Raw genomic sequence first — 12,003 nt, forward strand, 5'->3', positions numbered from 1 at the left:
CGGTCCACTGTGGCGGCCGCACGAACGGCGCCGTCTTTGGAAGTTGTGGCGGCCTTGAGGGTGTCAGCCAGTGGCAAGGCCAGCAAGCCACCGACTTCGTCGTCCTCGCAGGCATCGAGCAGGCGCTCCACCCAGTCTGGCTGGATCAGGCAGCGTGCTGCGTCATGCACCAGCACCCAGTCTTGGGGCTGCGCCCCTCGGGCAAGCAATTCGTGGAGGCCATTGGCCACACTGTCGGCGCGCGTGGCACCACCCACGCGTGCCACCCAGGCACGAGGCCCTTCAAAGTGGGGGGCGTGCTGCTCGAATTGGGTGTCGTCGGGTGAGAGCACCACGAGGGTGGCCTCCAGCCGAGGCACGGCCAGCAAGGCATCCAGGGTATGGGCCACGACGGCCTTGCCTGCCACCGGGTGGTATTGCTTGGGGCCGCCCACACCCGCGCGCTCACCCACGCCTGCGCAGGGCACCAGGGCAAAGGCGCGGGGTTGGTATTCGTGTGAAGCAATCGAGAGAGACATAGGGAGATTGTCCCCCACCTAAAATGGCGTTTTCAGGTTTCTCACGCCCGGCACACCTTGTGTTCGGGCGCTTTGTCATTTCTGAACGCCATGCTGCCTGCCCTGCCCTTGCCTTCGATCGCCCCCGGCAAACGCTATGCCGTCCCCCGTCCCATCGGCTCGGGTGATGCGCTGCTGTTGGCGCGCTTTGCCGAAGCCCGCAAATCGCAGGGACAGATCACGGCCATCCTGACGGCCGACCCGGCTGATGCCCAGCGTCTGCTCGACGAAATGGCGTTTTTCCAGCCGATGCTGCGCTGCGCGGTGTTCCCGGACTGGGAGACCTTGCCGTATGACACGTTCTCGCCGCATCAGGATCTGATCTCGGAGCGACTGGCCACACTGTGGCGCATTCAGCAAGGCGTGTCGGCCGACACCGGGGTGGATGTGGTGCTGCTACCGGCCACCACGGCCCTGACGCGTCTGGCGCCCCCTTCTTTTTTGGCGGCGTACACATTCCACTTCAAGCAGAAGCAGAAGCTGGATGAGGCCGCGCTGAAGTCACAGCTCACCCTGGCGGGTTACAACCATGTGAGCCAGGTGGTGTCGCCGGGCGAGTATGCAGTGCGTGGCGGCCTGATCGACCTGTACCCCATGGGCTCGCCCGTGCCTTACCGGGTGGACCTGTTCGACAACGAGGTGGACTCGATCCGCACGTTTGATCCGGACACCCAGCGCAGCTTGTACCCCGTGCCGGAAGTGCGTTTGCTGCCGGGGCGCGAGTTTCCGATGGACGAGGCGTCGCGCGGCGCGTTTCGCAATCGCTGGCGCGAGCGCATCGAAGGGGACCCGACCAAATCCCGCATCTACAAGGACATTGGCACCGGTGTCGCCACGGCGGGCATCGAGTACTACCTGCCACTGTTCTTTGACGAGACCGCCACCTTCTTCCAGCATTTGGGCGAGCAGGCAGCCGTGGTGCTGCACGGCGACATCAACGAAGCGATTGAGCGGTTCTGGACCGAAACGCGTGAGCGCCATCGCTTCTTGCAGCATGACCCCGAGCGCCCCTTGCTGCCGCCGGAAGACATCTTCCTGAAGACGGACGAGTTTTTCACGGCCATGGGCCACCACGCGCAGTTGGCCGTGCGGGGACAGGAGCCGACCGAGTGGGCCCGGCCTCTGCCCAGTCTGGCTGTGGAACGCGGGGGGCAAGACCCGCTGCGCAAGCTGGAACAGCACATCGACAAAACGGATCTGTCCGGGCAACGCGTGCTGGTGGTAGCCGAGAGTGCTGGCCGCCGCGAGAGCCTGATGGAGTTGCTGCGTGACCACCGCATCGACCTGCCCAGCATCGACTCGCTGCAGGCGTTTCTGGAGAGCGACCATCGTCATGCGATCACGGCGGCACCGTTGGCCGCCGGTTTCATCTGGCATGACGCGCAGAACACGGCCACGGGCATCCACTTCGTCACCGAGACGGAGTTGTTTGATGCCACGCCCACCACGCGCCGCCGCAAAAAGGCCGAGCAAGCCACGGACGTAGATTCGCTCATCAAGGATCTGAGCGAGCTGAATGTGGGCGACCCGGTGGTGCACAGCAACCATGGCATCGGGCGTTATCAGGGCCTGATCAATCTGGATCTGGGCGATGGTCCGTCTGAGTTCCTGCACCTGGAGTACGCCGACAAGGCCACCCTGTACGTGCCCGTGTCGCAACTGCACCTGATCAGCCGTTACACCGGCGTCAGCCCGGAAGAAGCGCCGCTGCACAAGCTGGGTTCGCCGCAATGGGACAAGGCCAAACGCAAGGCCGCAGAACAGGTGCGCGACACGGCAGCCGAGCTGCTGAACCTGTATGCGCGCCGTGCGGCACGTGAGGGGTATGCCTTCCGCTTTTCGCCACAGGACTACGAGGCTTTTGCCACCAGCTTTGGCTTTGAAGAGACGCCCGACCAGCGTGCGGCCATCCATGCGGTCATTCAGGACATGATCAGCCCGCAACCGATGGACCGCCTGGTCTGCGGGGATGTGGGCTTTGGCAAGACCGAAGTGGCCTTGCGCGCCATGTTTGTGGCGGTGACCAGTGGCAAGCAGGTGGCGCTGCTGGCGCCCACCACGCTGCTGGCCGAGCAGCATTACCAGAACATTGCCGACCGCTTTGCCCAGTGGCCTGTGAAGGTGGCCGAGATGTCTCGCTTCCGCTCGGCCAAAGAGATCAAGGCGGCGATGCAAGGCATTGAAGACGGCACCATCGACATCGTTGTGGGCACGCACAAGCTGCTGAGCGAGTCGGTCAAGTACAAGCGCCTGGGTCTGCTCATCATCGACGAGGAGCACCGCTTTGGCGTGCGCCACAAAGAGGCCATCAAGGCCATGCGTGCGGACATTGATGTGTTGACCCTGACCGCAACCCCCATTCCCCGGACCCTGGGTATGGCGATGGAAGGCCTGCGCGACCTGAGCGTGATCGCCACCGCGCCACAGCGACGCCTGGCCATCAAGACCTTTGTGCGCAGTGAGGGCAGCAACATCATCCGCGAGGCGGTGTTGCGCGAACTCAAGCGCGGCGGGCAGGTTTACTTCCTGCACAACGAGGTGGAGACGATCGAGAACCGCCGCGACAAGCTGCAGGAGTTGCTGCCCGAGGCCCGCATCGGCATTGCCCATGGCCAGATGCCCGAGCGCGAACTGGAGCGGGTCATGCGCGACTTCGTGGCCCAGCGCCACAACGTGCTGCTGTGCTCGACCATCATCGAGACCGGCATTGACGTACCGAGTGCCAACACCATCATCATCTCGCGCGCCGACAAGTTCGGTCTGGCGCAGTTGCACCAGTTGCGGGGGCGTGTGGGCCGCTCGCACCATCAGGCCTATGCGTACTTGCTGGTGCCGGATGTGGAAGGGCTGACCAAACAGGCCGCCCAGCGACTGGACGCGATCCAGAACATGGAGGAGCTGGGCTCTGGCTTCTACCTGGCCATGCACGATCTGGAGATCCGTGGCGCCGGCGAAGTGCTGGGCGACAACCAGAGCGGCAACATGATGGAAGTGGGCTTCCAGTTGTACAACGAGATGCTGGCGGAGGCGGTGCGTTCGCTGAAGGCAGGCAAGGAGCCGGACCTGCTCTCACCACTGGGCATGTTTGGCAGCAACACGGATGTGAACCTGCATGCGCCCGCCCTGCTGCCCGACGCCTATTGCGGCGACGTGCATGTGCGCCTGAGCTTGTACAAGCGACTGGCCACGGCCGACTCGCTCGACAAGATCGAGAAGATGCTGGAAGAAATCGTGGACCGCTTTGGCAAGCTGCCCCCGCAGGCGCAAGCCTTGTTCGACACGCACAAGCTGCGGGTGCAGTCCAAGCCTTATGGGGTGATCAAGATCGATGCCGCGCCGGGCATCATGAACATCACCTTCCGCCCGAACCCGCCGGTGGAGCCCATGCGCATCATCGAGCTGGTTCAGAAGAACAAGCACATCAAGCTGGCGGGCAATGACAAGCTGCGCATTGAAAAGGCCTTGTCCGACCCGAAAGACCGCGCACAGTACGTGCGCGATCTGCTGCGACATTTGGGTCAGCCGCTGAAGGGCTGAGGTCTCAGTCCTTGATGCCAGGGGCCTTGACGCCGAGGATGGCGGCGCCAACGGCCTCGGCCACCTCGATGCCGTCCACCCCGGCAGACATGATGCCGCCGGCATAGCCCGCGCCTTCACCGGCGGGGTACAGACCCTTGATGTTGAGGCTTTGGTAGTCACGACCGCGGGTGATGCGCAGTGGTGACGAGGTGCGGGTTTCGACACCGGTCAAGACCGCGTCCTTCATGGAGAAGCCCTTGATCTGGCGCTCGAAGGCGGGCAAGGCCTCGCGGATGGCATCCAGACAGTAGTCAGGCAAGCTGCCAAAGCCGGGCTGCTGCAGATCGGTCAGGGTCACGCCGGGCTTGTAAGACGGCTCGACATTGCCCAGCACCTTGCTGCGCTGGCGCTTGATGAAGTCACCCACCAGAGCGCCGGGCGCTTTGTAGTCCCCCTCACCCAATTCATAGGCACGCGACTCCCAGAAACGTTGGAAGGCGATGCCATCGAGCGGGCTGACCGGGCCTTCGGTTTTGCCGTCCTGACGGTAGTCTTGGGGCGAGATCCCCACCACGATGCCCGCGTTGGCGTTGCGCTCGGCACGCGAGTACTGGCTCATGCCATTGGTGACCACGCGGTTGGGCTCGGATGTGGCCGCCACCACCGTGCCCCCCGGGCACATGCAGAAGCTGTAGACCGCACGGCCATTTTTGGCGTGGTGGACCAGTTTGTAGTCGGCTGCACCCAGCAGTTCATTGCCGGCATTCGGCCCGAAACGGGCGGCGTCGATGATGCTTTGCGGGTGCTCCACACGGTAGCCAATCGAGAACGGCTTGGCTTCCATGAAGACACCGCGCTCGTAGAGCATCTTGAAGGTGTCGCGCGAGCTGTGACCCAGCGCCAGCACCACCTGGTCCGCACGGATCTGGTCGCCGTTTTGCAGCATGACGCCGCGGACGTGGCCGTCTTCGATGAGGACGTCGGTCACATGCTGCTCGAAGCGCACTTCCCCGCCCAACGCAATGATGTCGGCACGGATTTTTTCAACCATGCTGACCAAACGGAAGGTGCCGATGTGCGGCTTGCTGACGTACAGAATTTCTTCGGGGGCGCCGGCCTTGACGAACTCGGTCAGCACCTTGCGTGTGAGGTGACGCGGGTCGCTGATCTGGCTGTAGAGCTTGCCGTCCGAGAAGGTGCCTGCACCACCTTCACCAAACTGCACGTTGGACTCGGGGTTGAGCACACTCTTGCGCCACAAGCCCCAGGTGTCCTTGGTGCGTTCGCGCACTTCCTTGCCACGCTCCAGCACGATGGGGCGCAGGCCCATCTGGGCCAGGATCAGGGCAGCAAAAATCCCGCAAGGGCCAAACCCGATCACCACCGGACGCAGGTCGTCGGGCTGGCGGAAATCGGCCGGGGCATGTCCCACAAACTGGTAGGACGTGTCGGGTGTGGGGCGGATGTGTTGGTCTTTGGCCAGTCGCTGCAACAGGCTGGCTTCCAGCTCGGGCGTGGCCAACTCACAGTCGATCGTGTAGATCAGGACGATGGCCGCCTTCTTGCGCGCGTCGTAGCTGCGCTTGAAAACGGTGAAGTTCTGGAGTTGGGCATCCTTGATGCCGAGTCTGGCCACCACCGCAGGACGCAGTTCGTCCTCAGCATGGTTCAGGGGCAGACGCAGTTCGGTGATTCGCAGCATAGTGCGGGATTATCTCAAACTGGGATAATCGCGGGTTTTGTGATCCCCCACGGCGCCCGCCTCAAGGTCTTTCCATGTCTGCACAAGAATTTGCTCCCGGTCTGGTGATTCAACACTTCGCTCCGCCTCTGCGCCTGAGCGATTTCAAGGCCATCGCCTTTGACATGGACTCGACCCTGATCAGCATCGAGTGCATCGACGAAATCGCCGATGCCGTGGGCAAGAAGGCCGAGGTAGCGGCCATCACCGAAGCCGCCATGCGTGGCGAGATCACTGATTTCAAGGACAGTCTGCGTCGTCGCGTGGCGCTGCTGCAAGGCGTGCCGGCCGAGGCCCTGCAAGAGGTGTACGACCAGCGCCTGAAAATCAACCCGGGCGCGCCGGAGTTGATCAACGCCGCCAAGGCGGCCGGTTTGCAGACGCTGCTGGTATCGGGCGGCTTCACCTTCTTTGCCGACCGCGTGCGCGACCGCCTGGGCATGCACGAGGCCCACTCGAACACACTGGAAATCGAAGGCGGTTTGCTGACCGGCCGCGTGCTGGGCGACATCGTCGACGGCGAAGCCAAGAAGCAGCACTTGCTGCGTCTGTGCGAGCGCATTGGCTGCGACCCTCGCCAGTCCATCGCCGTGGGCGATGGCGCCAATGACCTGCTGATGATGGGTGTGGCCGGCCTGAGCGTGGCCTATCACGCCAAGCCCAAGGTGCGCGAACAAGCCATGGTCGCCATCAATGAAGGTGGCTTGGACCGCGTGCTGGCCTTGATGGTCTGATCGCGTTCACGCTTCGCTGGGCGCCGGGGCGATCGTCATGCTGACGATGCTGCCCTGACCGAACGTATCACCCGCCGCGCCAGCCGAGACCGTGGCCACGCCGCCGTGCTTTCTGGCGACCAGGTCCACCAGCGTCAAACCCAGCCCCAATACGCCTTCGCCCTGCCCTGAGGCCAGCGCCTGTTGCACCTGCGCCAGGCGGTCTGCGGACCAGCCCGTGCCGTTGTCTTGCACCGCCAGGCGCACCCCCGGCCCTTCGGATTGGATCTGCACGAGCACCTCGGTAGCCTGATGCCGCGCGGCGTTGTCCAGCAGGTTGAGCATGGCGGCGGCCAGCAAGTCCGGGTCGGCGTGCACCACGGATGGCCCCGACACCCTCACGGCCACGCCTTTGACAGGCATGCGCGCCAGCAAATCAGCCAGTTCCACGGGCTGCCAGTGCACTTCGCCGCCGGCGCGGAACAAGCTGATGAGGGCCGAGACCACGCTGCGCAGTTTGGCGGCCGCAGCCCGGATTTGTCGCAAACGGGGTTGGCGCGCCTCGTCGGCCTCTTTGATAGCCACAGCCAACTGTGCATCCAGGCCAGCCAGCGGCGTACGCAAGGCATGTGCGGCATGCGCGGCAAAGGCGCGCTCATGGGCCACCCGGGCGTGCAAGCGCTGCCCCAGGTCATCCAGCGCTTCTTGCAAAGGCAGCAACTCGGCCCGGTCGGCGGCAGGCAAACGTGCCTCGGTATGAAGGGGGTCAAACCGGGTGACGCTCAGTGACAGACGGTTGAGTGGCTGCAGTTCGGCTCGCAGCCGGGCATTGAGCCACCACGCCGACAACAAGCCGATGATCAGTGCCACGCCCATGCTGGCACCGAGCACCGAGCGTTGAGCATGGGTGCGCGCCAGATCAGGCTGCGCCACGTGCAAGACGCCTTGCTGATCTGGCAAGGGCAACGTGTAAAGGTGCCAATCGCTCGTGTGGCTGAAGCCCGACTCACGACTGAGCGTCAAGGGTTGCACGGGCGCACTGTGCGAACGCAGCCCCACGCCCCCGTTGGGTCGCACGACTTGCCACACCAGCCCCTCACGATGGGGGGGCGCCGGTAAGCTGCCATCGTCGGGCAGCGCCTGGCCCTGGCTCATGCTCAGCACGCCATAGACAAGCTCGGCCGATTCTTGCAAACCCGCATCCAGCAGCCGATCCAGCGAGCGGTGCAACACCGTGCCGACGGTCAGCGCCAGCAACAGCCCCCAGGCCGCGGCAATCAGCAGCACCGTTCGGGCCAGCCGGGTGCGAATCGAGGGCAACACAGCGGTCGGTGTGCTCATGCCTGCCCCATCTTGTAGCCCATCCCTCGTACGGTCTCGACCACGTGGCGCCCCAGCTTGCGCCGGAGGTTGGCGACATGAACTTCCAGGGTATTGCTGGCCACATCGATCGCAGACCCCAGCACCAGCGACTCCAGGTCGCTCTTGGGCACAATGCGCCCCGCTCGGGTGACCAAGGCTTCCAGCACCGCCCACTCGCGCGCGGTCAGTGTCACGCTGTCGAGCTGGCCGTCTGCCGACCGCAAGGATGCCGCCTTGGCCGACACGTCCACCACCAGCTTGCCAAACACCTGCTGGGGTGCCATGCCGCCCCCCGCACGTCGGCGAATGGCATGCAGGCGGGCCACGAGCTCTTCGGGCTCAAATGGTTTGACGAGGTAGTCGTCGGCCCCCGCGTCCAGACCTTGCAGGCGGTCTGCCAGCAGATCGCGGGCGGTCAGCACCACGATCGGGCGCACGTCGCCCTGCCGTCGCAAAGCCTTCACCCAGTCCACACCGGATCCGTCCGGCAGTTGCCAGTCCACCAGCAGGGCGTCATAGGCCCCGTCGTCCCAGGTGCGCGCTTCGTGCAGGGTGCGACTCCAGTCCACGTGGTGCCCCTCTGCCTGCAGAAAGTCCCGCAAGCCTTCGCCAAGGGTCGCGTCGTCTTCCAGCAGCATCAATCTCATCTTGCACCCGGTGTTGTGTCGGAGCGGCAACCATAGCACCGCCAACACCCGTGTGTCGTCATCGCGTGTCTTAAGGATGGCTTCAGCTTGGCACGGCAGAGTACGGGTCAACCTCATGATGGTATGGATCCCATGCACGCCAAACTGCCTTCTACCCGCCTGACCCGCAGCCTGCTGGCCACCCTGTGCGCTTTCGCCGTGACCGCGCCCGTCTGGGCCACCGAGCCCATTTCGCTCAAAGCCAGCCAGATCAGCAGCCTGGGCATCCAACTGGCGACGATTCAGCCTCAGGACGCCGCCCGTCAGCGTTTTCCGGCGCAGGTGACGATCCCAACGGCCCAGCAACGGGTCGTTGCCGCGCCAGTGGCCGGCGTCATTGAAGCGCTGATGGTCAGCACCGGTGATGCGGTCAAGGCCGGACAAGGACTGGTTCGCCTTCGCAGCCCTCAGATTCAGGAATTGCAGCGCGATGTCAGCCAAAGCGGCAGCCAGCTGGATCTGGCCAAGCGAACGGCCGCCCGGGATGAGGCCTTGTATCAGGAGGGCTTGATTCCGCTGTCGCGACTGGAAGCCAGCCGCGCGCAACTCGCGCAACAACGGGCGCTGGCGCAAGAGCGTCGACAAACCCTGGCCTTGAGCGGTGGCGTGGCCCGCCCCAACGCCGACGGCAGCATCAGCTTGACGGCCCCCCTGAGCGGACGTGTGCTGGAGCAACTGGTCGCCGTGGGACAACGCGTGGAGGCCGCCACCCCGCTGTACCGGATCGCCGCCTTGGACACGCTGTGGGTGGACATTCAGGTGCCCGCCAAGCTGACCAGCCAGATTCGATTGGGGCATGCCGTCAGTGTGGTGAGCCCGGACGGCGGCACGGTGACCGGTGAGGTGATCAGCATGGGCGCCACGGTGGACGCCTCCACGCAGACCAGTCTGGTGCGAGCCCGTGTGCTCAGCAAAGGCGAGACCGGCCGCTTGCGCCCGGGTGAATTGGTGGAAGCCAGCGTCAGCGTTCCCGGCTCAGACGGCGTGAGCTTGAGCACCCTGCCCGCCCAGGCGCTGGTGAGCGCCCCCGGTGGCACGCACCATGTGTTCGTGGCATCGGCCCCGGGGCGCTTTGTGTGGACACCAGTCAAGGTGCACAGCCAGTCGGGTGCTTCGGCCGTGGTGTCCGGTCTGCCTGCGGGCAGCCAGGTGGTGGTGCGCGGCACCGCTGCGCTCAAGAGCCTGATGGCGGAATGAGGCTGCCATGCTGACCAAACTGATTGAATTTTCGCTGCGCCAGCGCCTGCTGGTGATGTTGCTCATGCTGATGCTGGGGGCCGCAGGCATCCTCGCCTGGCGCGCGGTGCCCATCGATGCCTTTCCGGATGTCTCCAGCACCCAGGTGAAGTTGATCCTCAAGGCGCCGGGCATGACGCCCGAAGAGGTCGAGGCGCGCATCACCGTGCCCATTGAACAAGAAGTCCTGGGTATCCCCAGGCAGAAGTCGCTGCGCTCCACCTCGAAATATGGCCTGGCCGACATCACGCTGGACTTCGAGGACGGCACCGATGTCTACTGGGCACGCCAGCAGGTCAGCGAACGCCTCGGCGGCGTGATGGGCGACATGCCGGCCTCGGTCTCTGGCGGGCTGGCCCCCATCACCACCCCGCTGGGTGAGATGTTCATGTTCACCATTGAGGGCCCGCAATCCTTGGAAGAACGCCGACGCGTGCTCGACTGGGTGATTCGTCCCGCCTTGCGCAGCTTGCCCGGCGTGGCAGACGTGAACAGCCTGGGTGGCTTTGTGCGCACCTTTGAAGTCGTGCCCAACCCGCAAGCCCTTCTGGCGCAAGGTCTGACCATCAACCAGGTGCAAGAGGCACTCACCACCGCCAACGCCAACGATGGCGCGGGCCGCCTGCAAGCTGGCGAAGAGGCCGTGATCGTGCGGGCCGAGGGCGCCATCCAGACCCTGGACGACGTGCGCAACACCGTGGTGCGGGCCACCGATGGTCGAGTGACCCGCATCAGCGATGTGGCCGAAGTCCGCATTGGCGAGCTGACCCGCTATGGCGCGGTGACCCGCAATGGACAGGGCGAGACGGTAGAGGGTCTGGTCCTGGGCTTGCGCGGCGCCAACGCACGCCAACTGGTGTCCAGCGTACAAGCGCGACTGGACACGCTGGCCCCCACCCTGCCCCAAGGCATGCAGATCGTGCCTTTTTATGACCGCGGCAAACTGGTGGACCGCGCCGTGCACACGGTCAGCAAGGCGCTGATGGAAGCCGTGGTGCTGGTCGTGCTGCTGCTGTTGGCCTTCTTGGGCAATTTGCGCGCCGCCGTGGTCGTGGCCGTGATGCTGCCCATGTCGGCCTTGGGCACCTTTGTGCTGATGCGCCAGTTTGGCCTATCGGCCAATCTGATGAGCTTGGGGGGGCTGGCGATTGCCATTGGCATGCTGGTCGACGGCGCCGTGGTGGTGGTGGAAAACATCGAAAGCCACCTTGCCCACGGCGATGCGGCCAAGATGCCCATGCTGCAAGTCGTGATGCGTGCGGCGCGTGAAGTCGTCACCCCCGTGGCGTCGGGCATCGCCATCATCATCATCGTGTTCCTGCCCTTGCTGAGCCTGGAAGGTCTGGAGGGCAAGCTGTTTGGCCCCGTGGCGCTGACCATCGTCTTTGCACTCACGGTGTCACTGCTGCTCTCGCTGACCCTGGTGCCCGTGCTGGCTTCGTGGCTGCTGCGCGTGGGCAACCATCAGGAACCCTGGCTGATGCGCCAGCTCGATGGTGCGTACGACCGCGCCTTGTCCACCGCCTTGCGCCACCCACGCGCCTTGATGGGCGGGGCCCTGGCCGCACTGGCTTTGGCCGGCGTGCTGTTCACGCAGATTGGCAAGACCTTCATGCCCACGCTGGACGAGGGCGACATCATCATGCAGCTAGAGAAGCTGCCCGCCATCGGCCTGAAGGGCACGGTGGACCTGGACCTGCGCGTGCAGCAGGCCATCATGAAGCGCGTGCCCGAAGTGAAATCCATCGTGGCCCGCAGTGGCTCGGACGAACTGGGCCTGGACCCCATGGGCCTGAACCAGACCGACACCTTCATGGTGCTCAAGCCCATGGCAGAGTGGCGCCAGCCTGACAAGGAATGGCTGATCAGTGAATTGCGCAAGGTCATGGAAGACTTCCCTGGCGTGGATGCAGGCTTCACCCAGCCCATCGACATGCGCGTGTCCGAGATGCTGACCGGGGTGCGCGGCGACGTCGCCATCAAGATCTACGGCAACAACCTGGCCACGCTCAACGAGATGGCGGCCAAGGCCGAGAAGATCATCGCGGCCGTGCCCGGTGCCACCGACACCCTGACCCTGCGCAACGACGGCGTGCAGTACCTGCAGGTCACCATCGACCGCCAGGCGGCAGGCCGACTGGGCCTGAACGCCGCCAGCATCCAGGCCGATCTGCGCCGCTGGGTCGAAG

The 12,003-nt window shown here is 64.6% G+C and carries 8 protein-coding genes; 4 read left to right on the forward strand and 4 right to left on the reverse strand.

Annotated features, from left to right (window positions below; translation table 11 throughout):
* Positions 1 to 518 (reverse strand): IspD/TarI family cytidylyltransferase (locus ACMV18_RS12595; RefSeq protein ID WP_420818137.1); only part of this gene is annotated, 518 nt, incomplete at its 3' end.
* A 90-nt stretch (positions 519 to 608) separates the two neighbouring features.
* Here ACMV18_RS12595 and mfd point away from each other — a divergent pair.
* A complete protein-coding gene (gene mfd, locus ACMV18_RS12600) occupies positions 609 to 4,094 on the forward strand; it encodes a transcription-repair coupling factor (protein ID WP_420818138.1) in 3,486 nt (1,161 codons plus the stop codon).
* A gap of 4 nt (positions 4,095 to 4,098) precedes the next feature.
* Here mfd and ACMV18_RS12605 read toward each other — a convergent pair whose 3' ends face one another.
* Positions 4,099 to 5,778, reverse strand: a complete 1,680-nt coding sequence (locus ACMV18_RS12605; protein WP_420818139.1) for an NAD(P)/FAD-dependent oxidoreductase — start codon at positions 5,776 to 5,778, stop codon at positions 4,099 to 4,101.
* 74 nt (positions 5,779 to 5,852) lie between these two features.
* Between ACMV18_RS12605 and serB the strand changes: the two genes are divergently transcribed.
* Positions 5,853 to 6,551 carry a phosphoserine phosphatase SerB gene (gene serB, locus ACMV18_RS12610; protein ID WP_420818140.1) on the forward strand — a complete coding sequence of 233 codons (699 nt, stop codon included), beginning with the start codon at positions 5,853 to 5,855 and terminating at the stop codon, positions 6,549 to 6,551.
* A 6-nt stretch (positions 6,552 to 6,557) separates the two neighbouring features.
* On the opposite strand, the gene ACMV18_RS12615 is transcribed toward serB, so the two are convergent.
* Together ACMV18_RS12615 and ACMV18_RS12620 are read right to left on the reverse strand one after the other, a co-directional pair.
* On the reverse strand, positions 6,558 to 7,871 hold the full coding sequence (locus ACMV18_RS12615) for a sensor histidine kinase (protein ID WP_420818141.1): 1,314 nt from the start codon (positions 7,869 to 7,871) through the stop codon (positions 6,558 to 6,560).
* Complete coding sequence (locus ACMV18_RS12620) at positions 7,868 to 8,539, reverse strand: response regulator transcription factor (RefSeq protein WP_374256491.1); 672 nt, start codon at positions 8,537 to 8,539, stop codon at positions 7,868 to 7,870. Before ACMV18_RS12620 ends, ACMV18_RS12615 begins: the two co-directional genes overlap by 4 nt.
* Before the next feature lie 132 nt (positions 8,540 to 8,671).
* Between ACMV18_RS12620 and ACMV18_RS12625 the strand changes: the two genes are divergently transcribed.
* Positions 8,672 to 9,775 carry an efflux RND transporter periplasmic adaptor subunit gene (locus ACMV18_RS12625; protein WP_420818142.1) on the forward strand — a complete coding sequence of 368 codons (1,104 nt, stop codon included), beginning with the start codon at positions 8,672 to 8,674 and terminating at the stop codon, positions 9,773 to 9,775.
* A 7-nt stretch (positions 9,776 to 9,782) separates the two neighbouring features.
* Positions 9,783 to 12,003: efflux RND transporter permease subunit (locus ACMV18_RS12630; protein ID WP_420818143.1), on the forward strand; the 2,221-nt coding region annotated here is incomplete at its 3' end.

The organism is Aquabacterium sp. (assembly GCF_048860245.1).
Lineage (GTDB): Bacteria > Pseudomonadota > Gammaproteobacteria > Burkholderiales > Burkholderiaceae_C > Aquabacterium.

Bases quoted from the DNA above. Each gene is read 5' to 3' on its own strand.
- ACMV18_RS12620 (WP_374256491.1), bottom strand. From the start codon at position 8,539: ATGAGATTGATGCTGCTGGAAGACGACGCGACCCTTGGCGAAGGCTTG.
- ACMV18_RS12605 (WP_420818139.1), bottom strand. From the start codon at position 5,778: ATGCTGCGAATCACCGAACTGCGTCTGCCCCTGAACCATGCTGAGGAC.
- ACMV18_RS12625 (WP_420818142.1), top strand. From the start codon at position 8,672: ATGCACGCCAAACTGCCTTCTACCCGCCTGACCCGCAGCCTGCTGGCC.
- serB (WP_420818140.1), top strand. From the start codon at position 5,853: ATGTCTGCACAAGAATTTGCTCCCGGTCTGGTGATTCAACACTTCGCT.
- ACMV18_RS12615 (WP_420818141.1), bottom strand. From the start codon at position 7,871: ATGAGCACACCGACCGCTGTGTTGCCCTCGATTCGCACCCGGCTGGCC.
- mfd (WP_420818138.1), top strand. From the start codon at position 609: ATGCTGCCTGCCCTGCCCTTGCCTTCGATCGCCCCCGGCAAACGCTAT.